This window comes from Ensifer sp. 22460, from assembly GCF_052044935.1.
GTDB lineage: Bacteria > Pseudomonadota > Alphaproteobacteria > Rhizobiales > Rhizobiaceae > Ensifer.
This window is the reverse complement of sequence record NZ_JBQENZ010000008.1, coordinates 194,424-215,513: the sequence shown is the minus strand read 5'-3', so window position 1 is coordinate 215,513 and position 21,090 is coordinate 194,424. Positions and strand designations below refer to the sequence as shown.

Here is a 21,090-nt window from a genome sequence, read left to right as displayed (position 1 = left end):
CGCACGGCGCTCTAGTCTCCTGCGAGCGCCCCGAGCGCCGCTCCTCCTTGGGCGTGCCGCGATCGTTTGCCTGCAAGCCGCACGGTTCTGACGCCGAAATAGAGCGATGCCGTCGATATCACGGATGCGACCACAAAGACGGTGAACAATGCGCCATGCATCGTCGCCACGCTTGCCTTCTCGTCAAAGCCGCGAAGATTTGCGGTAAGCCCGCAGATTGCAGCACCGATGGCGTAGCCGGCCGATTGCAGCGTCGGCAAAAAGGCTGACGTCTTGTCGCGTTCCTTATGCGGCGACACATCCATCATCAACTGGCTGAGCGTGCCCCAGGAGATGCCAAAGCCGGCGCCAATCGCGATCTGGCTCGGAAAGACCAGGCGGAATTCGTCGATGGCGACCGCGATCGTCAGGCCGGCAAGTCCGATACTGAGAAGAGCCGGCCCGGCCTGGATCAGCTTCACGCGCAGATCATGTGAGCGCAGGCTCGCAACGAGAATTGCGGTCAGGCTCCAGGAGATCGCCATCAGCGCGCCGGAAAAGCCGGCAGCCGTCGGGCTGAAGTTCCACACATGCTGCAGGCCATAGATGAGGTAGATCGAGCCGGATGCCTGCGCCAGCGGCATCAGCAGCACCACCCAAAGGCCGGTGCCAAGCGGCTTCGCGAGCGCGAAAGCGCCGGCAGGGAGGATCGAATGTTCTGCGCGCCGGTCGGTCTGGACCACCGCCCAGAGGATCGTCAGCGCTGTCGCCAGCGCCGCGACCGTCAAGGGAACGCTTCTGGCCGTGGTCGATACCGATATCAGCAATATTCCGGCGCCGACGACAATCAGCCGCAGGAGCGGGATCGGACGTGGCTTGCTGGCTGGTGCCTTTTGTGCCGGCACGATGGCGAGGACGAGCACGACAAAGATTGCGGCTGCCGGAATATTGACGCCGAAGGCCGCCCGCCAGGACCAATGCTCCGTCAGGAATCCGGAGACGAGCGGACCGCCGAAGGCGGCCATTGCCCAGACGATGGCTTCGGCTCCGAAGATCTTCGGCACCAGCCGCGGCGGGAAGAGTTCCGGGATCAGCGCGTAGCAGACCGCGGCGATGATACCTTCGCCGAATCCCTGGAACACCCGCCCGGCAAGCACCTGCGGCATGCTGCTCGCGGTCGTCGCGATCAGGGTTCCGGCGACAAATACGACGGCGGCAGCAATCAGCGTGCCACGTGCGCCGAACCTTGCCTTCAGATTGGCCGCCAGCGCCCCGCCGAGAATCGCAAAGACGAGATAGAGCGTAACCGCCCATGAAAGCAGCGTGGCGCCGCCGATCTGCGCGACAGCCGTCGGTAGCGCCGTCGAAATGAAAAATTCATTGAACGCAAAGAGTGCGACCCCAAGGCAAAGTGTGACCGTTGCCGCCAGATAGTCGGGCCGGAGCAGTTCGCTCCAGCGGCCATCCGTTTGCGGCTCCGCGTTCGGGCCTGTCTTGATGTGGTGGTCCTTGGCAAGATCCATGGGCCATGCTTCCTCGTGATATTCTGCAGGAGCAGTTCTGATACGACCTCAACCGCAGTTGAGGTAAAGCTGTTTCTGCAAAACTTGCCACCGGTTTCCTTCGTCTACAAGTTGCGGATGGTTTGTTGGCTTCGGTGGATGGTGGCGAAATATCTGGCTTTCGCGCTTCCGTTTCTGCTATAACGAAGGTTCGAAGTTTCGGACGGTTCCGGTGTTTACGCGCCGGAGACCGTTTTCTTTTGCGTTGGCGCCGCCNCGCCTCGTGCTTGATGAAGGACAATGAAATGGTCGAAAAAGTGCCGATGACACAGGGTGGATTCGTCAACCTGCAGGAGGAGCTGCGCTGGCGCCAGCAGGAAGAACGACCACGAATCATCGAGGCGATTGCCGAAGCCCGTGCACATGGCGACCTGTCGGAAAATGCCGAATACCATGCCGCCAAGGAGGCGCAGAGCCATAACGAAGGCCGCGTCACTGAGCTCGAAGACTTGATCGCCCGCGCGGAAGTCATTGATCTCTCGAAGATGTCCGGCTCCAAGATCAAATTCGGCGCCAAGGTCAAGCTGGTCGACGAGGACACCGAAGAGGAAAAGACCTATCAGATCGTCGGCGACCAGGAAGCCGACGTGAAGGCTGGCCGCATCTCGATCTCGTCGCCGATCGCGCGCGCCCTGATCGGCAAGGAAGTCGGCGATTCCATCGAAGTGAACGCCCCCGGCGGCTCCAAGGCCTACGAAATTCTCGCGGTCAACTGGGGCTGATCAGCCCCGGCAGGGGCGAAGCCTCCCTTCGCCCCATTTCTCTCTTTCCAAAAGACGATCGTTGCTCGCGCAAGGAGTGCGCTTTCGTGGCCGATATCCGGAACGTCGAGGTCATCGCTCCCAATTTCAAGCGCCGCCTCTCGGGCGTGACGTCCACCATTATCCAGTTGGTTCCGATCCAGCGCGCGCTTGGCGAAAAGGTCGCCGTGCTTGGCCCGGGGCTGCCGGACACCCTGCCCTCGATCCGATTCCGCGATCTCCTGCGCTTGTGGAGCGCACCGGATGGTCGGCCCTGCCGGGTCTGGCATGCACGCCGTAACGTCGAGATGCTGCCGGCGATCGTGCTGCGCGATCTGCTCGGCATGAAGCTGAAGATCGTCTTCACCTCGGCTTCGCAGCGGCGCCACACTGGCTGGAGCAAGTTCCTGATCTCCAGGATGGATGCGGTGATCGCGACGAGCGGCAAGACCGCCGCCTATCTCGAAGTACCGAACACGGTCATCCTGCACGGCATCGACACGAAACGCTTCCAGCCGCCGGCGGATACAGTCGCCGCCAAGTCTGCGCTCGGGCTCGATCCGGCGCAGAAATATGTCGGCTGCTTCGGACGGGTGCGTAAGCAGAAGGGAACCGACCTCTTCGTTGATAGCATGATCGCGTTGCTCCCCTGCCGGCCGGGCTGGAGTGCCATCGTCGCGGGGCGCGCGACCGGCCCGCATGTGGCGTTCGAGAACGAGTTGAAGGAACGGGTCGCAAAAGCCGGTCTGACGGACCGCATCCGTTTCGTCGGCGAGCACACCAACATTCCCGATTGGTATCGCGCGCTCGACCTCTTCATCGCGCCGCAGCGCTGGGAAGGTTTTGGTCTGACGCCGCTCGAAGCCATGGCAACCGGTGTGCCGGTTATTGCGACCGATGTCGGTGCGTTTTCGGAACTGGTCGTCGTCGGCGAGCAGGAAACCGGCACGGTCATTGCGGCAAACGATCTGCAGGCGATGGTTGAGGCGACTGCCGGCTTCATGGATGATGATCGCCGCCGCACGATGGCAGGCGCCAACGGCCTGGGGCTCACCTGCGCCTCCTTCGCCATCGAGGGCGAGGCCCGTGCGATCAACGCCGTCTACGAACGGCTGATGCGTTCCTGATCGGCTGCCATTCGTGTGGCAGCCGCGCGAGCGAAATTAGCTCAGCGCCTGGAAGCGAAGAGCTTCAAGTAGGCGTCAGTGATCGCCTGCTTCGAGAACTGGTTCATCAGCGTCTCGTGGCCGCGTGCGGCGAGGCGCTCGCCCAGTGACGCGTCGCTCGCGATGCGGTCGATCGCCTGGGCGAAACCGTCGGCGTCGCCGATGTCGACCATCGAGCCGTTCTCGCCATCGCGCATGAACCATTGCGGCCCTTCCGAACGGCTGGAGACAACCGGCGTGCCCTGGGCCCAGGCCTCGAGGATGACATTGCCGAGCGGCTCATGGCTCGATGCCATGACGAAGATGTCCGAAGCGGCGAGAAACGGCCGCGTATCCTTCTGCCAGCCGGCAAAGCGCACACGCTTTGCCACCCCGAGGTCGGCCGCAAGTTTCTCGAGGTTTTCCCGCTCCTCGCCGTCGCCGACCAGCCAGAGATAGGCGTCCGGCACCTTGGCGATGGCTTGTATCAGCGTGTGGAAGCCCTTGCGCGGCACGAACCGGCCCATCGACATGACGACCGGCACATTCTCCGGCGTGTCGAGCGTGGCGCGACTGACTGGCGCGACGCGTTCCGTCCCGGTGAAGTTGGAGATCACCTCGACGTCGCGTTTCCAGCCGATCTTGCGCACATGCTCGGCAATTCCGGGCGTGTTGCAGACGAGACAATCGGTATTGCGGAAATATTCGAGACGCAGCGGATAGTCGCCGAGGCGGGAAATCTTGATGCAGCCCTTGTAGTTCGGCATGAGGCGGCTGGCGCGCGGCATCCAGGCAAAGAGCGCGTCCGGCTTCTCGCGGCGCGCCATGCTGCTGACCTTCATCGGCAAAAGGATCCGGTCGAGCGACAGGTTGCGGAAATTGCTTTCGATGATGCGCGTTGCACCTTCGATATCCTTCCGCCAGATGCGTCCGGGCCGGATGACCGAGGTCTGCTCGACGCCGCGCTCGCCAAGCGCATTCACCAGATGAACGAAGAAGCGCTCTGCGCCGCCGTCCTTGCCGAAATGAAAGTGCATGATTTTCATGGGAACCTCACGGGCTGGTCTGGCGCCGATCCATGTCGTCATGGTTCGGACGGCGCTTCAGCGCGTGCCTCTGATAGATCTTGGCTGCGGTCAGGAAGGCGTAGACCGCCCCCGTCGTCGCTTCGATGAAACCCGGAAAGCCGCAGCGCCAAAGGCCATTGCGGAAATAGAGCCGGTAGAAATAGAGCGGTGGGCTGAACAGCATCTTGTAGGGTCGCGCGGACTTTCCGGCCGCAAACTGCTGGTCTGCCTTCAGCGTCGAGTATTTGTTTTCCTTGAGGATCTGCTCGTCGATGATCAGCGGCCGGTAATGCAGCAGGCTTCCCTTGCGTGCGGCACTGACGGCGCCATCCGGAACGATCCCCTCATGGACCTTCTGATTGAGGTCGTAGCGTCCCCTGCCCTGGCGGATCAGCCTGAGGTTCCGCCGCTCGTGCACCCGCTCGGGCGTGTAGCCGTAACCGATCAGATAGGGCCTGCGGGCGACGCGCCAGCCGACCGTCTCCGCCGGTGCATCGAGCAGCGATGGCAGCAGCGCCTTCAGTGGCTCGTCCAGGCGCTCGTCGGAATCGATGTTGAGGCACCACGGCTGCGTGCACTGGTCGAGCGCAAACTGCTTCTGACCGGCATACCCTCGCCACGGCTCATGCAGGAAACGGATCGGCCAGCCCTCGTCGATATAGGACTGCACGAGTGCCGGCGTGCCGTCGGTCGAGCCGGAATCGACGATGACGATTTCCGCGCATTGCTCGAGGCTCTCGATGCAATTGCCGAGGTAGGCTTCTTCGTTCTGGCAGATGATGAAGGCGGAAAGCGGAAGCTTGTTCATGGGCGGGCCTTAGATCTGAACGAGGCCGATATCCTTGACCTGGCGAATGGTCAGCATCGTGCGCACCGTGTCTACTCGTTCGTTGGCCGTCAGCACTTCGATGACGAAATCCTGGAAAGCCGTCAGATTCTCGGCGACACAATGCAGCAAAAAGTCGCTTTCGCCGGAAACTGTCCAGGCTTGGCGGACGATCTGCCATTCGGCGGTGGCGGCCGCGAAAGCCTTCAGGTCCGCTTCCGACTGGCGCTTCAGACCGACCATGCAGAAGGCGACGAGATCGAAGCCGAGTGCCGGTGCATTCAGCAGCGCGTGATAGCCCTTGATGACGCCGGTTTCCTCGAGCTTGCGCACGCGCCTGAGGCACGGCGGCGCAGAGATGCCGACCCTTTGGGCGAGATCGACATTGGTCATCCGGCCATCACGCTGGAGCTCGCGAAGGATCTTGAGATCGATTGCGTCGAGCTCGACTTGTTTCGTCATGAACGTTCGTCCTTTTTGCGTGGTGACTTTTTGCGCGAGGGCAAAGTCAAAAACTTTGTATTTGCTGACGGTTGAGCTGGCCCCGATGGCCGGCGATGTTGACTGGTGCGTCCCCTATCCCGGCGCAGCGGCGATCATCTCGGTCGAGATTCTCGGCAAGGCGCGCTCCAGAAGGGCGAGGTCGTCTCGAGTCGGTGCGTGGCCGAGCGCAGCGCGATGGAACCAAGCACGGCCGGCATTCAACCCCATATGCTTCTCCAGCAAAGTGAATCCGCGTGAAATATCGCCAAACCCGCTGGACAACAAGCAGTCCCGCCGACTATTCGCGGGAAAATGGCATGGCTGACACCGGTCTTACCGCAAAAATGGGCCGCCACCGTCCGAAGCGGCATCGGCTTGGCCCGATGCGGCATTAATTCCGCTGTCGCACTGCTCCCGGCGCATGGCTCGGTAAAGACGGATCGCATGGCCGAAACCTGGTGCACAAACGCGTCATCTGGTGGCAAAACTAGGCTTGGCGCTCAAGCACTTGTGTGTATCAGGGCCGACGCCCTTGAAAGTCGTGGTAGGGAATACCTAAACTATGGAACTATTTCCCATTGACGCAATGGAATCGGACGAGAGCGTTCCCTCTCCCCGTGAACGAAGGACAAGACTATGACTGCCCGTCACGTGAAAGTGCTGATCATCGGCTCCGGCCCGGCCGGTTATACGGCCGCCATCTATACGGCGCGCGCCCTGCTCGAGCCGGTGCTGATCGCCGGCCTGGAACAGGGCGGCCAGTTGATGATCACCACCGACGTGGAGAACTATCCGGGCTATGCCGATCCGGTCCAGGGCCCGTGGATGATGGAGCAGATGCTGAAGCAGGCGACCCATGTCGGCGCCGAGATCGTCAACGATCTCGTGACCGACGTCGATCTGTCCGTGCGTCCGTTCCGCATCAAGACCGATAGCGGTACCGACTGGACGGCGGACGCCCTGATCATCGCCACCGGCGCCAAGGCGAAGTGGCTCGGGATCGAGACCGAACCGACCTTCATGGGCTTCGGCGTCTCGGCCTGCGCCACTTGCGACGGTTTCTTCTACCGCAACAAGGATGTCATCGTCGTCGGCGGCGGCAACTCGGCCGTTGAAGAAGCGCTTTACCTGTCGAACCTTGCCAAGACCGTCACCGTCGTGCACCGCCGCGATTCCTTCCGCGCCGAGAAAATCCTGCAGGAGCGCCTGTTCGCCAAGCCGAACGTCAAGGTGATCTGGGACCATGAGGTCGTCGAATATCTGGGCGCACCGGCCAAGCCGCCGATGCCCGCCTCGGTCGACGGCGTGAAGCTGCGCAACACCAAGACCGGCGAAACCGCCGACATGGTCACCGACGGGGTGTTCGTCGCAATCGGTCACGCCCCGGCGGTCGAACTTTTCAAAGGCAAGCTTCGGCAAAAGTCCAACGGCTATCTGTGGACCGCGGCCGATTCGACGGCGACGGACGTGCCCGGCGTTTTTGCCGCAGGCGACGTGACGGACGACATCTATCGTCAGGCGGTGACGGCGGCCGGCATGGGCTGCATGGCAGCGCTCGAGACCGAGAAATACCTGGCGGGTCATATGCCCGTCGCAATTGCAGCCGAATAGAAGCTGCGAATCGGGGTGGTGCCGCTGAGGCACCTCGCCCCGTGTGGGAACAGACGCATCAGCCACATCCGGAAGACAGGACCCCGTCTTCCGGAGTGGTTTCTTATGGGGGACTTCATGTCGCTGGACTGGGACAAACTGCGCATTTTTCACGCGGCGGCCGAGGCTGGGTCGTTCACGCATGCGGCAGACAAGCTCCATCTTTCGCAATCGGCGATCAGCCGGCAGGTGAGCTCGCTTGAGCAGGACGTCGGCATCAAGCTGTTTCACCGCCATGCGCGCGGCCTGATCCTCACCGAGCAGGGCGAGATCCTCTACCGGACGGCGCACGAAGTGCTGATGAAGCTCGAGAGCGTCAAGGTTCAGCTGAGCGAAACCACGGACAAGCCAAGCGGCAAGCTGCGCATCACCACGACCGTCGGCCTCGGCCAGGGCTGGCTCACCGACAAGATCCAGGAGTTCATGTCGCTGCACCCGGACGTGCAAGTCCAGCTCATCCTCGACAATGAAGAGCTCGACGTGAACATGCGCCATGCGGACTGCGCCATTCGCCTGCGCCAGCCGCAGCAGTCGGACCTCATTCAGCGCAAGCTGTTCACGGTGCATATGCACGTCTATGCGGCGCCGTCCTACATCAACAAATACGGCGAGCCGCAGTCGGTCGAGGATCTCGACAATCACCGCATCATCACCTTCGGTGAACCGGCGCCGAACTATCTGCTCGACGTCAACTGGCTCGAAATCGCAGGCCGCGATTCCGACAATCCGCGCGTGTCGCACCTGCAGATCAACAGCCAGACCTCGATCAAGCGCGCCTGCCTCCTGGGCATCGGCGTTGCGATGCTGCCTGACTATATCGTTGGCCGCGACCCGGGCCTCATACAGCTTCCAATCAGCGCCGACATCCCCTCGTTCGATACCTATTTCTGCTATCCAGACGAGATGAAGAATGCCGCGAAGCTCAAGGTCTTCCGCGATTACATCGTCGCCAAGGCCCGGAACTGGAACTTCTGACGTTCAATCGGCAAATGCTCTTTTTGTGAGCATTTCTTTATCGTTATCGTAACTATTTGTTTTTGATGTAAGATTTTTGAATGCGCCTTCACTTTTGTGCGGCGCATTTTCATTGTGCGACGCAAAAATAGGCAGGGATGCGCACATGACATGGCTGTCATGCATATTAAATGATTGCTGCCCGCCCAAAAAAGCAGCATACCAAACTCAGCTGATGCATCTTTGGTGGCTTCTCCTCCCAGTGCCACCGCAGCAGCTGTTCCCCTCTGGAGGTTTAATTACCTTCACAACTTATAAGGGCCCAAGTCATCTTGTGGCCCTCTTTTTTTGTCTACTGTTTGAAGACGAGCGAGCCGTGACGAAAATCACAGTCGGCTATTGAAAGCCGATACTTCGCTTCCCATATCAAAATGCAGCTGATGCATTCTTGGTGGCTCCTCCTCCCCCGCCACCGCATTAGCTGTTCCCCTCTGGAGGTTCTTATTACCTTCACAACTACAAGGGCCCAAGTTTTCTTGAGGCCCTCTTTTTTTGCCTTCATGGTGTTCACGGTCTTGTTATTTGAATATCGGGTTTTAGCGATACATCTATCGATAAAACTCGATATGGCGATATACAATGGATCGAGACGAGATATTGAAGGCGCTTGCCCATCCAGTGCGGGTGAACATCCTCGCCTGGCTGAAAGAGCCCCAGCTCCATTTCCCAACGCAGGAACATCCGCTCGATCTCGGCGTATGCGCCGGTCAATTCGAACGCTGCGGCCTGTCGCAGTCGACCGTTTCCTCGCATCTCGCAGTGCTTCAGCGCGCCGGCCTCGTGACAACGCGCCGGGTTGGCCAGTGGATCTTCTACCGCCGCGATGAAGAGACGATTGCCGCCTTCCGCAAAAGCATCGGCGATCTCTAAAAGCAAACAGCTCCTCCCAAGCAGACCTCCATGAAAGGACCTCCCACGGCCTCGCTTTTTGACCCCATCACCATTGGCGACATCGCGCTGAAGAACCGCATCGTCATGGCGCCGTTGACACGCAATCGTTCACCCGGTGCCGTTCCGAACACACTGAACGTCACCTATTACGAGCAGCGCGCGACGGCCGGCTTGCTGATCACCGAGGGAACGGCGATCACCCAGCAGGGCCAGGGCTATGCCGACGTGCCCGGTCTCTATACGCCGGAGGCACTGGAAGGCTGGCGCAAGGTGACGGATGCGGTGCATGCGAAGGGTGGCCGGATCGTCGTCCAGATGTGGCATGTCGGCCGTATCTCGCACAATTCGCTGCAGCCGGATGGTTTGAAGCCGGTTGCGCCCTCTGCAATCCGTGCCAAGTCCAAGACCTATCTGATCAATTCTGACGGTACCGGTTCCTTTGCCGAAACCTCCGAACCGCACGCGCTTGATGTCGCCGAGATCGGAGGTATCGTCGAGGACTACCGCAAGGCTGCGCGCGCTGCGATCGACGCCGGCTTCGATGGCATCGAGATCCATGCGGCCAACGGCTATCTCATCGACCAGTTCCTGCGTTCCGGCTCGAACCACCGCACGGATGCCTACGGCGGTTCGATCGAGAACCGTGCCCGCTTCCTGTTTGAGGTCATGGATGCCGTGACGAAGGAAATCGGCGCCGGACGCGTCGGCATCCGCCTTTCGCCCGTCACGCCGGCCAACGACGTTTTCGATCCGGAGCCGCAAACGCTCTTCGGCTATGCGGTCAAGAACCTCGCTCGTTATCCCCTCGCCTACATCCACATCATCGAAGGCGCGACGGGTGGTCCACGTGACCACCAGCAGGGCGACCGCCCATTCGATTATGACGCGCTGCGTTCCACCTATGTCGCGGCTGGCGGCAAGGCTGCCTGGATGACGAACAACGGCTATGACAGGGCGCTGGCGGTGAAGACGATCAAGGACGGCGAAGCCGATCTCGTCGCTTTCGGCAAATCGTTTATCGCCAATCCGGATCTCGTCGAGCGGCTGAAGCTCGACGCGCCGCTCAACACGCCGGATCAGACGACCTTCTATGGTGGCGGCGCCATGGGCTACACCGACTATCCGGCCCTTGAACAGGTCGCCTGACGCTCCCACATGGCCGATGCCCCGTCACCCGACGGGGCATTTGTCCATTGGGAAGTTAACCCATTATGTCTTCTAGATATTTTGAAAAATGGTCATTGCAGCCTGACGGCGAGATTATTGTTACACCTTCCAGCCATCTTCATCCCGTCCGCTACCGCAACCAGCCAGCGATGCTGAAAGTCGCGCAGGATCCCGAGGAAAAGTTCGGTCGCCTGCCGATGCTCTACTGGAACGGGCACGGCGCCGCGCAGATCTATGAGTCCGATGGTGATGCCGTCCTGATGGAGCGCACGGACAGCCAGCGCAACCTGTTCCACATGGCGATGACGGGAAGCGATGAAGAGGTGACGCGCATCATCTGCCGCACGGTTGCCGAGCTTCATGCTCCGCGTTCGACACCCGTTCCCCAGGATCTCGTGCCGCTCGACAAATGGTTCGCTTCACTGGAGGCGGCCGCTCCTGCTCAAGGCGGCCTTTTTGCGCGTGCACTTGCGGCGGCGAAGGGCCTGTTTGCCGATCCGGAACCGCCTGTCGTGCTGCATGGCGACGTGCATCACGCCAACATCCTCGATTTCGGCGACCGCGGCTGGCTGGCAATCGACCCGAAGCGCGTTCTCGGTGATCGCGGCTACGACTATGCCAACCTGTTCTGCAATCCTGAGCTGCCACTGGTCACCGCGCCGGGCCGGCTGCAGCGGCACCTGCCCATCGTCGCCGAGGAGACCGGCCTTCACCCGCGCCGCATCCTGAATTGGGTGTTGGCCTATGCCGGGCTTTCCGCTGCCTGGTTCCTGGAGGATGGTGACGACTTCGGCGTGGAGAGCGACCTGACGATGGCGCAGATCGCAATCGCCGAGCTCGACCGTTGAGCTCAGCCGGTCCTCAACAGGATGACGGCGTAGATACAGGTCTCGCCGCTGACATTGCGGAAAACGCAATCCTGCGGCGGGCCAAGCTCCAGGCAATCCCCCTCGCCGAGAACATGGGTCTCGAGGCCTTCCACAAAGGTCAGGCTGCCCTTTTTCACCCATATCCATCGACGGTGAAGCGCATAGGCGGATGCCGGGATCGGCACTTCGGTGCCTGCCGGAAGCTCAATCTCGACCAGTTCGAGCGGCAGCTCCGACATCGGTGACACGTGGCGCCTGAGATATCCTGTTTGTGGATCGCGCCAGACCGATTGGTCCCGGCGTCGCGACAGCCTGCCCTGGCTCATTTCTGCGCGCGCGATCAGGCTGGACATGGTCAGCCCGAACGCGCCCGCAAGCTTGGCGAGCAATGTCGCCGTCGGGCTGCTGTCGCCCCGCTCGACCTTGTGGATCATCGCACGCGAGACACCCGAGCGCTCCGAAAGCTCGCTCAGCGACCAGCCGCGCGCTTCCCTTTCGAGACGAATTCGTTCACTGAGCCGTTGATCCAGGCTGTCTACTTTAGTATTCATTTCGTAGTCATATAGTGAACGAATGTGAGGAGCAAGCATGCTGATCCGAGCGGCCATCCAAGACGATCTGCCAGTCATCTGCGAGATCTACAATGACGCGGTGGCCAACACGACGGCGATCTGGAACGAGACCCTGGTCGACGTCGCCAATCGAGCGGCCTGGCTGAAGGCGCGCGTGGACGCGGGCTATCCGGTGCTGGTGGCCGTCTCCGATGAAGGCGACGTCGTCGGTTATGCGTCCTTTGGCGATTGGCGCGCCTTCGACGGTTATCGCCACACGGTCGAGCACTCCGTCTATGTTCACAAGGATCGGCGCGGCGGTGGCATTGGCCGCAAGCTTATGGTCGCGCTGATCGCCGAGGCTGAGCGGCTGGGCAAACACGTGATGATCGCGGGCATCGAATCGGAAAACACGGCCTCGATCCGCCTTCATGCCCAACTGGGCTTTGTCGACACCGGCCGCATGCGCGAAGTCGGCACGAAATTCGGCCGCTGGCTCGATCTGACATTCATGCAATTGGTGCTCCCGACAGGTTCGCCGCGCTAGACCGTCTCGACAATGACCGTTTGTCGAGGCGGTCGGAGATGCTATGAACGCGCAAGGACTGTTTCTGGAAACACTTTAACGTGGGTCTTCGGCGGAAGGTGAGATCGGGCGCTTGGGCACGGGTCGCGAGAGCGGCGCTGGCGCTGCTTGTCAGCCTTCCGGCATACAGAGCGGTCCCCGCGGTCGCTCGTATCGATGAGCTCATCCCCCAACCGAAATGCGTCTATTCAGGACGGTCGGTCATCGATCCCGCGAAGGCGCTCTGCATCAGCAAGGAGAATTTCGCCCGCGACGTCTGCGGCGTGATCGACCACTATGCGACGGTGAACGACCTGCCCGCGGCCTTCTTCGCCCGCCTGATCTGGCGTGAAAGCCTGTTCCGGCCGAATGCGGTCAGCCCCAAGGGGGCCGAAGGGATCGCGCAGTTCATGCCTGGAACGGCGAAGATGCGGGGGCTCAACAACAGCTTCGATGTCGTCGAAGCGCTGGGCAAGTCCGCGGAATATCTGAACGAGCTCAAGTCGCGCTACGGCAATCTCGGCTTTGCCGCCGCCGCCTACAATGCCGGAGAAAACGGGCTGGAGCGTTTTCTCGAGGTCGATTGGCTGCCGACTGAGACGCGCAACTACGTCCTGGCGATCACCACCTACAGCGTCGAGGACTGGCGCGACAATCCACCGAAGACGCTCGACCTGACGCTCGACAAGGGCAAGACCTTTCTCGATGGTTGCGTGGCGCTCGCCAGCACCCGCAACCTTCGCGATATCGAGGTGATCGACGAAGCCGAATGGGCGCCCTGGGGCGTGCAACTCGCCGCGCACTTCCAGAAGTCGGTGGCGCAGCGATTGTTTGTGCGTGCTGCCAAGCGCCTGCCGGAACCGATCCGCAGCGAGAAGGCCCTCCTGCTCAGGGAGCGCAATGCCAGCTTTGGCCTCAGGATCCGCTACGCCGCACGCATCGGCCGCGAGACCCAGGCGGAAGCAAACAAGCTCTGCGCCACCATTCGCAAGAGCGGTGGCGCCTGCCTTGTCTTCAGGAACTGACGGTTCGACGCGCCATCCGTGCCGCTAGCCGTAGCGGCTTCGCCAGGCAATTCCACTACGCGAGAACGCGGTCACCAGTGGCCGTTCTGGCCTCTGCCTCTATAGGCATGCAACCAAGTCCCCTGAGCGTCGTTGCGACCGCCTCGTCGATTGGCGTATGCGGTTCTTCGCCGAGAACCGCCAACAGCCGCTCGTTCGGCATTCTCAGAGGCTCGCGCCAAACGTAGCGCATCTTGCGCAGTTCCCTGAAGAGCGGGACGAAGGGCGCGGCAAGGCCGATCAGCCACCAGGGAAAAGCCCGAACGGGTAGCTCCGGCTTACCGACGACGCGGAGGATCGCCGCCACCATCTCCGTTCCGTTCCGGTCGAGGAAGCCGCGCATGTGATAGACGGCAAAGCGCGGCAGGCTTTCGGCACGCTCGACGAGGCGGATCATGGTTTCCGCGACATCGGGTAGATAGGCCCACTGGTGCGCGGTGCCTTCATGGCCGGGATAGGAAATCGCCGTCAGCGGTTTTCCGGGCTTTACCAGCCCTTGCGAGAACCAGTTGTTGGCGGCTCCCGGGCCGAAGAAGTCTCCTGCCCTGACGATGATGACGCCGATGCCTGCCTCGGACGCGTCCTTCAGGCGACGTTCCATCTCCTTGCGGATCAGGCCCTTGTCGGTGTCCGGGTTCTGCGGTGCGTCCTCGGTCAGAACGGGAAAGGCATCCCGGCCGAAATTATAGATCGTTCCCGGCAGGAGGATGCGCGCGCCTGAGGCTTTCGCAGCAGCGATGGTGTTGTCGAGCATCGGCAGCACCAGGGTTCCCCAGTTGCGGTAGCCGGACGGATTGACGGCGTGCACGATCAGATCGACCCCTTGCGCCGCAGCGTGAACGTCGCGCGCGATCATGGCATCGCCTTGCCGCCAGTCGAACGCCGGCTCCGCCTGCGCCGCCTTCTCGGCGTTTCGGTTCAAGGCGCGCACCTGCCAGCCGCGTTTGCTGAGCCCGCGTGCCACGGCGCTGCCGATGCCGCCCGTCGCCCCGAGCACCAGCGCGATCCTCATTCTTTCCCGCATCTCGGCCATGTCTCGCTCCATCCGTTTCGATGAAGACAGGATCACGCATCGCCGAGCTAAACGGAATTGCCGAAAAGCCTTGACCAGATATACTGAAATGTATGAGCAGAATAGATTTGAGCTGGGACTTCTACAGAACGTTCCTCGCGGTGCTGCGGGAGGGGTCGCTGTCGGCGGCCGCCCGCGAGCTCGGCTTGACGCAGCCGACTGTCGGCCGGCACGTGGACGCCATGGAAGCGGCACTCGGCTATCCGCTCTTCGTGCGCTCCCCGCATGGCCTGCTGCCGACCGATGCCGCGCTGGCGCTGAAGCCCTATGCCGAGACGCTCTCGGCGACATCTGCGGCACTGTTGCGGGCGGCGTCCAGCCAGCGTGATGCCGTCAGCGGTACCGTGCGCATCAGCGCCAGCGAGGTCATCGGCATCGAGGTCCTACCGCCGATCCTGGCGGAGCTGCACGAGGCCTATCCGGAGCTGACGATCGAACTTTCCGCCTCCGATGCGGTCGAAGACCTGTTGCGCCAGGAGGCCGATATCGCGGTGCGTATGGTCGCGCCCGCGCAGGATGCATTGATCGCCCGCCACCTCGGCGTCGTCCCCATCAGTTTTCACGCCCACCGCCGCTACATCGCGCGGCGCGGCATGCCTCGGGCACTGACCGACCTCGCGGATCACAGCCTGATCGGCTACGACCGGGAAACCGCGGCGATCCGGGCGATCATCGCACGTTCGCCAGAACTGCCGACGGCACGGTTTGCGCTCAAGGCCGACAGCAACCTTGCCCAGTTCGCAGCGATCCGCGCCGGCTTCGGCATCGGCATCTGCCAGAACGGACTGGCGGCGCGCGACCCCGACCTTCTGCCGGTGCTGCCTGGCCTCTTCGAGATGAAGCTCGACACCTGGCTGGTGATGCACGAGAACCTGAAGACGGCGCCGCGCTGCCGCGTCACTTTCGATGCGCTCGCCAAGGGGCTGCGCGACTACATTCGCGGTGTCGCACCCGCGGCCCAGGACGGGGATGCTTCCACTTAGAGCAACTCCAGGAAAAGTGCGAAACGGTTTTCCGTCCGGAATTGCGTAATTTCAAAGACTTAGGTCATTTCAGTGTTTCAATGAAACACTGAAATGATCTAGCGCGGCGACTACCCATCAAGCAGCGTTGTGCCGTAGGAATTGTCGATGACGCAAAGCCATTTGCCGGCATCCGTCTTGCGGAAGACATAGGTCGCCCGCCTCACGATGGAGACATCGGCGCCCTCCGCGTCCACCGTATCGAGCACCGTTTCCATGATGACGAGCGCGGTGTCGCCACCTTCGATCACTTTCATCTCGCCCTGGCGGACTTTCATCTGGTTCTTGAAATGGGCGGCGATCGCCACGAACGCTTTTTGGATCTGGGACTTTCCGGTCGCGTTGAGACCGGGTTTGACGACCAGTGTCGCGTCGTCGGCGTAGAAATCCATCAAGCTCTCAAAATCTTCCCCCGTGATTGCACGGTCGGCAGCTTGGATAACCTGTTTCAGTTCGTGATCTGACATGTCCGTCTCTTGGGTTTGCGCAAGACGGATAAACAAAACCCGCCTTGCGGCGGGTTGCTGCTTTTGGAAAAGGAGCGCGCGTCAACCCACCATTCGAAGAATGGTGCGAATAATCGAAGCGTTGACGTTGCCGACATTTTCCATGGTTCGCGTGTAACGCGCTTCGATCTCGTGGGCAAGTTGCGTCGCTCGCAAAGGGACGCGTGCGCCGCCAATAGAAAAGCCCGCCAAGATGGCGGGCTTTCAAAATCCTTGGCGCTTCTATCGCGTGGGCAGTTAACCCTCGGATTCAGCTGGCGTTTCCGGCGCTCCGTTCTCGACAGCCGCCTCCTCGCCTTCCTCGTCGCCGTCAGGCTCGCTGATGCGCTCGACCGAAACGACCTTCTCGTCCTTGGCGGTCGAGAAGATGGTGACGCCCTTGGTCGCGCGGCTCGCAAGCCGGACGCCATTGATCGGCACGCGGATCAACTGGCCACCGTCGGAGACGAGCATGATCTGGTCGTTGTCTTCGATCGGGAAGGCCGCGACGAGTACGCCGATTTCCGTCGTCTTCGAGGTATCTGTGGCGCGGATGCCCTTGCCGCCGCGGCCCGAGGTGCGGAAATCGTAGGACGACGAGCGCTTGCCGAAGCCCTTCTCCGAGACCGTCAGCACGAACTGTTCGCGTGCCTTTAGTTCTTCGAAGCGTTCGTTGCTGAGTTCGCCACCGTCGGTGACTTCCTCGCCGACCAGAGCGATTTCTTCCTCTTCGCCGTTCGTCGTGCGCCGCTCGGCGGCTGCACGCTTCAGATAGGCTGCCCGTTCCCACGGCTCAGCATCGACATGGCCAAGGATCGCCATCGAGATGATGCGGTCGCCGTCGCCGAGGTTGATGCCGCGAACGCCGATCGAGTTGCGGCCGGCAAAGACGCGCACGTCGTCGACCGGGAAGCGGATGCACTGGCCGAGCGCCGTCGTCAGCATGACGTCGTCATGCTCCGTGCAGGTGTCGACGGAGAGGATCTCGTCGCCCTCCTCCTCGAGCTTCATCGCGATCTTGCCGTTGCGGTTGACCTGGACGAAGTCCGACAGCTTGTTGCGGCGAACCGTGCCGCGGGTCGTCGAGAACATGACGTCGAGGTTTTCCCAGGTCGCCTCGTCCTCGGGCAGCGGCATGATGGTGGTGATGCGCTCGCCGGGCTCCAGCGGCAGCATGTTGATCAGCGCCTTGCCGCGCGATTGCGGGGTGCCGATCGGCAGGCGCCAGACCTTCTCCTTGTAGACGATGCCACGCGAGGAGAAAAACAGAACGGGCGTATGGGTATTGGCGACGAATAGCCGGGTAACGAAATCCTCGTCCCTGGTCGCCATGCCCGAGCGACCCTTGCCGCCGCGGCGCTGCGCCCGGTAGGTCGTCAGCGGCACGCGCTTGATGTAGCCGAGATGCGAGACGGTCACGACCATATCTTCACGGGCGATGAGGTCCTCATCGTCCATGTCAGGGCCGCCTTCCATGATCTCGCTTCGGCGCGGGGTGCCGAATTCGTCACGGATAGCGATGAGCTCGTCCTTGACGATGGTCATGATGCGCAGGCGCGAGGACAGGATGTCGAGGTAATCCTTGATTTCCTCGCCGATCTTGTTGAGTTCGTCGCCGATTTCGTCGCGGCCGAGCGCAGTCAGGCGCTGGAGGCGCAGGTCGAGGATGGCGCGGGCCTGCTCTTCCGACAGGTTGTAGGTGTTGTCTTCATTGATCCGGTGGCGCGGATCGTCGATCAGCCGGATGAGGCTGTCGACGTCATGGGCGGGCCAGCGGCGTTCCATCAACTGTTCGCGTGCGGTCTGCGGATCGGGCGCATGCCGGATCAGCTTGATCACTTCGTCGATGTTGGCAACGGCAATTGCGAGACCGACCAGGACGTGGGCGCGGTCACGCGCCTTGCGCAGCAGGTACTTCGTTCTCCGGCTAACGACTTCCTCGCGGAAGGAGACGAAAGCACGCAGCATATCGAGCAGCGTCATCTGTTCCGGCTTGCCGCCGTTCAGCGCCACCATGTTGCAGCCGAACGAGGTCTGCAATGGCGTGTAGCGGTAGAGCTGGTTCAGGATAACGTCGGCATTGGCGTCGCGCTTCAGTTCGATGACGACGCGATAGCCTTGACGGTCCGATTCGTCGCGCAGATCCGAGATGCCCTCGATGCGCTTCTCGCGCACGAGTTCGGCCATCTTCTCGATCATCGTTGCCTTGTTCACCTGGAAGGGGATCTCGGTGATGATGATCTGCTCGCGGTCGCCGCGCATCGGCTCGACATGCGCACGGCCACGCATGATGACCGAACCGCGGCCGGTCTCGTAGGCCGAACGGATGCCGGAGCGGCCGAGGATCAATGCGCCGGTCGGGAAGTCCGGGCCCGGGATGATCTCCATCAATTCCGGCAGTTCGATCGCCGGATTGTCGATCAGCGCCATGCAGCCGTCGATGACTTCGACCAGGTTATGCGGCGGGATGTTCGTCGCCATGCCGACGGCGATACCGCCGGCGCCATTGACGAGCAGGTTGGGGAACTTCGCCGGAACGACGGACGGCTCGCTCAGCGTGCCATCATAGTTGTCGCGGAAATCGACGGTTTCCTTGTCGAGATCATCGAGCAGCGTATGGGCCGCCTTCTGCAGGCGGCATTCGGTGTAGCGCTCGGCTGCCGGCGGGTCGCCGTCGACCGAACCGAAGTTGCCCTGGCCGTCGATCAGCGGCAGGCGGAGAGACCAGTCCTGCGCCATACGCGCCAGCGCATCGTAGATCGCTGCGTTGCCGTGCGGGTGATACTTACCCATCACGTCCCCGGTGACGCGGGCGCATTTGACGTATTTCTTGTTCCAGTCGATGCCGAGCTCGCTCATCCCGTAGAGGATGCGGCGGTGCACGGGTTTCAGACCGTCACGCACGTCGGGAAGCGCGCGGCTGACGATGACGCTCATCGCGTAATCGAGATAGGACCGCTGCATTTCCTCGATGATGGAAATCGGCTCGATGCCTGGCGGAGTTTTTCCGCCGCCGGGAGTGCTTTGCTCAGTCAATGGTGATCACGATCTTTGTTCAGAATCAGTCGGATATTTATAGCGGATTGCCACGGGAAGCGCCAATTTGCGGCCCTTCGCGCCGTTCACCCGCCAACCTGTGAAGATGTCACTGTAACGCTTTGATTCGCTGCATGATTCGTTCGACAGTCCAGATCAGGAGCCGAAGAGCCATGCGGCAGTTGTGAACAGTCTTTTGCCGCCGGAGCAGGCTTTTCTAGGGCATCGCGCGGGAAATCGGAAGACCCCTGCCGCCAATCGCCGCGACGCCGCGCATTTGCGGTCCGATTGCCGCAAGGGATTGCTCATTAAGTCATTGCTGAGACTTTGTTTGCCGCCCTCTTCCCAAGCCCGTGCCGCTTGCCTAACAATGCCTTCATGCCACCGGGAAAACCCGGGGCGAAATCCGGAAGGGGAAACGGATGTTCAATGTCGACCTCCTGGTCAATGCACTCACCACGCTTCTCGTCACGCTCGATCCGCCCGGCCTCGCGCCGATCTTCCTAAGTCTGACGGTCGGTCTCAGCCGACAGGAGCGCTTTCAGGTGGCCACCCGCGGCTCGCTGATCGCCTTCTTCATCCTTGCCGCCTTCGCCGTGTTCGGCAACGGCATCCTCGGGCTGCTCGGCATCTCGATCGGCGCCTTCCGCATCGCCGGCGGTCTTCTACTGTTCTGGATCTCTTTCGAGATGATTTTCGAGAAGCGGCAGGAACGCAAGGAAAAGACCGGCGAGAACGCGACCACCAAGGATCACATCCATAACATCGCGGTCTTTCCCCTCGCGCTTCCCCTGATTGCCGGGCCAGGCGCGATCTCCGCGACGATCCTCCTCGCCGGCTCGTTCCCGACGGCGGTCGAGCGCACGCAACTCTTGATCGTCATCGCGCTGTCTATGCTCAGCCTGTTCCTTGCGCTCGTCATCGCCGAGCGCATCGATCGCTTTCTCGGCGTCACCGGCCGCGCCATCCTGACGCGCCTGCTCGGCGTCATCCTGGCGGCGCTGGCGGTGCAGTTCGTTGTCGACGGCGTCAAATCGGCAATGGCGCTTTAGAGCCGCGGCTGATCGCCTTTCGTCGCCGAACGAGCGACAAAGAGAACGGACAACAAAAAACGCCATGTCCCAGAGGACATGGCGTTTTGCGTCAATACTGATCGACACTGATCGATGGGCGATCAGAACGGGATGTCGTCGTCCATATCGCGCGAGAAGCCACCGCCCTGGCCGCCTTGACCGCCCTGGCCACCGCCCGAACGGCCGCCACCGGAAGACTGGCGCGACTGGTCGTAGTCGTCGTAACCACCGCCGCCACCGCCGCCGTAGTTGCTGCCGCCAAAGTCGCCGCCGCCACCGCGGCTGACGCCGGAGCCGCCGCCCTCGCCGCGACCGTCCAGCATCGTCAGCGTCGAGTTGAAGCCCTGCAGCACGATTTCGGTCGAATAACGGTCGTTGCCGTTCTGGTCCTGCCACTTGCGCGTCTGCAGCGCGCCTTCGATATAGAGCTTGGCGCCCTTCTTCACATATTGTTCGACGACCTTGCAGAGGCCCTCGTTGAAGACGACGACCGTGTGCCATTCGGTCTTTTCCTTGCGCTCGCCGCTGTTGCGGTCGCGCCAGGATTCCGAGGTTGCGATGCGCAGGTTGGCAATCGGCCGGCCGTCCTGCGTGCGCCGGATTTCCGGGTCTGCCCCGACATTTCCGATCAAGATTACCTTGTTGACGCTTCCAGCCATGTTGCTTTTCCCGTGGTTTCACCGGGCCGCCGGCCCGGCTTGGAATTTCAAGAGCGCGCATCTTAGCGGTCCGATGCCGCCGATACGCCCCGCCTCGCACATAATCCACAACAGATTTGGTCGTTTTATGGGCGATTTGTTCTTTCTTTGTTCTAGTATTTGGCTATGAT

The 21,090-nt window shown here is 61.6% G+C and carries 20 protein-coding genes; 11 read left to right on the top strand and 9 right to left on the bottom strand.

Annotated features, from left to right (window positions below; genetic code table 11):
* Positions 1-11 precede the first annotated feature (11 nt).
* On the bottom strand, positions 12-1,502 hold the full coding sequence (locus ACTJKM_RS12750) for an MFS transporter (RefSeq protein WP_440660431.1): 1,491 nt from the start codon (positions 1,500-1,502) through the stop codon (positions 12-14).
* A gap of 284 nt (positions 1,503-1,786) precedes the next feature.
* Here ACTJKM_RS12750 and greA point away from each other — a divergent pair, with 284 nt between their 5' ends.
* Positions 1,787-2,263 carry a transcription elongation factor GreA gene (greA, locus tag ACTJKM_RS12745; RefSeq protein WP_058324180.1) on the top strand — a complete coding sequence of 159 codons (477 nt, stop codon included), beginning with the start codon at positions 1,787-1,789 and terminating at the stop codon, positions 2,261-2,263.
* Between the two features lie 86 nt (positions 2,264-2,349).
* Entirely contained in the window at positions 2,350-3,408 is a 1,059-nt protein-coding gene (locus ACTJKM_RS12740; protein WP_057250291.1) for a glycosyltransferase family 4 protein, read from the top strand.
* A gap of 41 nt (positions 3,409-3,449) precedes the next feature.
* Here ACTJKM_RS12740 and ACTJKM_RS12735 read toward each other — a convergent pair whose 3' ends face one another.
* The 3 genes from ACTJKM_RS12735 to ACTJKM_RS12725 are packed head-to-tail and all read right to left on the bottom strand — an operon-like array spanning position 3,450 to position 5,781.
* The gene (locus tag ACTJKM_RS12735) at positions 3,450-4,472 is read right to left on the bottom strand and encodes a glycosyltransferase (protein WP_058328212.1); all 1,023 of its coding nucleotides are present in this window, start codon (positions 4,470-4,472) and stop codon (positions 3,450-3,452) included.
* Between the two features lie 7 nt (positions 4,473-4,479).
* The gene (locus ACTJKM_RS12730) at positions 4,480-5,301 is read right to left on the bottom strand and encodes a glycosyltransferase family 2 protein (RefSeq protein ID WP_057250288.1); all 822 of its coding nucleotides are present in this window, start codon (positions 5,299-5,301) and stop codon (positions 4,480-4,482) included.
* A gap of 9 nt (positions 5,302-5,310) precedes the next feature.
* Complete coding sequence (locus ACTJKM_RS12725) at positions 5,311-5,781, bottom strand: Lrp/AsnC family transcriptional regulator (RefSeq protein ID WP_053247447.1); 471 nt, start codon at positions 5,779-5,781, stop codon at positions 5,311-5,313.
* Positions 5,782-6,438: 657 nt separating this feature from the next.
* On the opposite strand from ACTJKM_RS12725, the gene trxB reads away from it, so the two are divergent.
* From trxB to ACTJKM_RS12700, 5 genes are all read left to right on the top strand, one after another.
* Positions 6,439-7,413 (top strand): thioredoxin-disulfide reductase, encoded by a 975-nt coding sequence (gene trxB, locus ACTJKM_RS12720; protein ID WP_440660428.1) that lies wholly within the window; start codon positions 6,439-6,441, stop codon positions 7,411-7,413.
* 117 nt (positions 7,414-7,530) lie between these two features.
* Positions 7,531-8,427, top strand: a complete 897-nt coding sequence (locus tag ACTJKM_RS12715; RefSeq protein WP_034791460.1) for a LysR family transcriptional regulator VtlR — start codon at positions 7,531-7,533, stop codon at positions 8,425-8,427.
* Between the two features lie 618 nt (positions 8,428-9,045).
* Positions 9,046-9,336 (top strand): ArsR/SmtB family transcription factor, encoded by a 291-nt coding sequence (locus ACTJKM_RS12710; RefSeq protein WP_440660426.1) that lies wholly within the window; start codon positions 9,046-9,048, stop codon positions 9,334-9,336.
* A 30-nt stretch (positions 9,337-9,366) separates the two neighbouring features.
* Positions 9,367-10,503 (top strand): alkene reductase, encoded by a 1,137-nt coding sequence (locus ACTJKM_RS12705; protein ID WP_440660424.1) that lies wholly within the window; start codon positions 9,367-9,369, stop codon positions 10,501-10,503.
* A gap of 65 nt (positions 10,504-10,568) precedes the next feature.
* Positions 10,569-11,372: an aminoglycoside phosphotransferase family protein gene (locus tag ACTJKM_RS12700; RefSeq protein WP_440660422.1), complete on the top strand. Its 804-nt coding sequence runs from the start codon at positions 10,569-10,571 to the stop codon at positions 11,370-11,372.
* A 2-nt stretch (positions 11,373-11,374) separates the two neighbouring features.
* Here the strand turns inward: ACTJKM_RS12700 and ACTJKM_RS12695 are convergent, their stop codons facing one another.
* Complete coding sequence (locus tag ACTJKM_RS12695; RefSeq protein WP_440660420.1) at positions 11,375-11,944, bottom strand: helix-turn-helix domain-containing protein; 570 nt, start codon at positions 11,942-11,944, stop codon at positions 11,375-11,377.
* Positions 11,945-11,981: 37 nt separating this feature from the next.
* On the opposite strand from ACTJKM_RS12695, the gene ACTJKM_RS12690 reads away from it, so the two are divergent.
* Both ACTJKM_RS12690 and ACTJKM_RS12685 read left to right on the top strand, forming a co-directional pair.
* Positions 11,982-12,491 (top strand): N-acetyltransferase family protein, encoded by a 510-nt coding sequence (locus ACTJKM_RS12690; RefSeq protein WP_440660418.1) that lies wholly within the window; start codon positions 11,982-11,984, stop codon positions 12,489-12,491.
* 80 nt (positions 12,492-12,571) lie between these two features.
* The gene (locus tag ACTJKM_RS12685; protein WP_440660416.1) at positions 12,572-13,534 is read left to right on the top strand and encodes a lytic transglycosylase domain-containing protein; all 963 of its coding nucleotides are present in this window, start codon (positions 12,572-12,574) and stop codon (positions 13,532-13,534) included.
* Positions 13,535-13,589: 55 nt separating this feature from the next.
* Here the strand turns inward: ACTJKM_RS12685 and ACTJKM_RS12680 are convergent, their stop codons facing one another.
* Complete coding sequence (locus ACTJKM_RS12680) at positions 13,590-14,606, bottom strand: SDR family NAD(P)-dependent oxidoreductase (protein ID WP_082663604.1); 1,017 nt, start codon at positions 14,604-14,606, stop codon at positions 13,590-13,592.
* A 92-nt stretch (positions 14,607-14,698) separates the two neighbouring features.
* On the opposite strand from ACTJKM_RS12680, the gene ACTJKM_RS12675 reads away from it, so the two are divergent.
* Positions 14,699-15,628: a LysR family transcriptional regulator gene (locus tag ACTJKM_RS12675; protein WP_058328218.1), complete on the top strand. Its 930-nt coding sequence runs from the start codon at positions 14,699-14,701 to the stop codon at positions 15,626-15,628.
* 110 nt (positions 15,629-15,738) lie between these two features.
* Here the strand turns inward: ACTJKM_RS12675 and ACTJKM_RS12670 are convergent, their stop codons facing one another.
* Both ACTJKM_RS12670 and gyrA read right to left on the bottom strand, forming a co-directional pair.
* Positions 15,739-16,134, bottom strand: coding sequence for a YybH family protein (locus ACTJKM_RS12670; protein ID WP_058328219.1), 396 nt, complete (start codon positions 16,132-16,134; stop codon positions 15,739-15,741).
* A gap of 276 nt (positions 16,135-16,410) precedes the next feature.
* Complete coding sequence (gene gyrA / locus ACTJKM_RS12665) at positions 16,411-19,188, bottom strand: DNA gyrase subunit A (RefSeq protein WP_057250270.1); 2,778 nt, start codon at positions 19,186-19,188, stop codon at positions 16,411-16,413.
* Between the two features lie 422 nt (positions 19,189-19,610).
* Here gyrA and ACTJKM_RS12660 point away from each other — a divergent pair, with 422 nt between their 5' ends.
* Positions 19,611-20,240, top strand: coding sequence for a MarC family protein (locus ACTJKM_RS12660; protein ID WP_057250268.1), 630 nt, complete (start codon positions 19,611-19,613; stop codon positions 20,238-20,240).
* A 122-nt stretch (positions 20,241-20,362) separates the two neighbouring features.
* Here the strand turns inward: ACTJKM_RS12660 and ACTJKM_RS12655 are convergent, their stop codons facing one another.
* A complete protein-coding gene (locus ACTJKM_RS12655; protein WP_057250266.1) occupies positions 20,363-20,920 on the bottom strand; it encodes a single-stranded DNA-binding protein in 558 nt (185 codons plus the stop codon).
* Between the last annotated feature and the right edge of the window lie 170 nt (positions 20,921-21,090).

Excerpts from the sequence above, each read along its gene's own strand:
- ACTJKM_RS12750 (WP_440660431.1), bottom strand. The coding sequence starts at position 1,502 with ATGGATCTTGCCAAGGACCACCACATCAAGACAGGCCCGAACGCGGAG.
- greA (WP_058324180.1), top strand. The coding sequence starts at position 1,787 with ATGGTCGAAAAAGTGCCGATGACACAGGGTGGATTCGTCAACCTGCAG.
- ACTJKM_RS12735 (WP_058328212.1), bottom strand. The coding sequence starts at position 4,472 with ATGAAAATCATGCACTTTCATTTCGGCAAGGACGGCGGCGCAGAGCGC.
- ACTJKM_RS12730 (WP_057250288.1), bottom strand. The coding sequence starts at position 5,301 with ATGAACAAGCTTCCGCTTTCCGCCTTCATCATCTGCCAGAACGAAGAA.
- ACTJKM_RS12725 (WP_053247447.1), bottom strand. The coding sequence starts at position 5,781 with ATGACGAAACAAGTCGAGCTCGACGCAATCGATCTCAAGATCCTTCGC.
- trxB (WP_440660428.1), top strand. The coding sequence starts at position 6,439 with ATGACTGCCCGTCACGTGAAAGTGCTGATCATCGGCTCCGGCCCGGCC.
- ACTJKM_RS12715 (WP_034791460.1), top strand. The coding sequence starts at position 7,531 with ATGTCGCTGGACTGGGACAAACTGCGCATTTTTCACGCGGCGGCCGAG.
- ACTJKM_RS12710 (WP_440660426.1), top strand. The coding sequence starts at position 9,046 with ATGGATCGAGACGAGATATTGAAGGCGCTTGCCCATCCAGTGCGGGTG.
- ACTJKM_RS12705 (WP_440660424.1), top strand. The coding sequence starts at position 9,367 with ATGAAAGGACCTCCCACGGCCTCGCTTTTTGACCCCATCACCATTGGC.
- ACTJKM_RS12700 (WP_440660422.1), top strand. The coding sequence starts at position 10,569 with ATGTCTTCTAGATATTTTGAAAAATGGTCATTGCAGCCTGACGGCGAG.
- ACTJKM_RS12695 (WP_440660420.1), bottom strand. The coding sequence starts at position 11,944 with ATGAATACTAAAGTAGACAGCCTGGATCAACGGCTCAGTGAACGAATT.
- ACTJKM_RS12690 (WP_440660418.1), top strand. The coding sequence starts at position 11,982 with ATGCTGATCCGAGCGGCCATCCAAGACGATCTGCCAGTCATCTGCGAG.
- ACTJKM_RS12680 (WP_082663604.1), bottom strand. The coding sequence starts at position 14,606 with ATGGCCGAGATGCGGGAAAGAATGAGGATCGCGCTGGTGCTCGGGGCG.
- ACTJKM_RS12675 (WP_058328218.1), top strand. The coding sequence starts at position 14,699 with ATGAGCAGAATAGATTTGAGCTGGGACTTCTACAGAACGTTCCTCGCG.
- ACTJKM_RS12670 (WP_058328219.1), bottom strand. The coding sequence starts at position 16,134 with ATGTCAGATCACGAACTGAAACAGGTTATCCAAGCTGCCGACCGTGCA.
- ACTJKM_RS12660 (WP_057250268.1), top strand. The coding sequence starts at position 19,611 with ATGTTCAATGTCGACCTCCTGGTCAATGCACTCACCACGCTTCTCGTC.
- ACTJKM_RS12655 (WP_057250266.1), bottom strand. The coding sequence starts at position 20,920 with ATGGCTGGAAGCGTCAACAAGGTAATCTTGATCGGAAATGTCGGGGCA.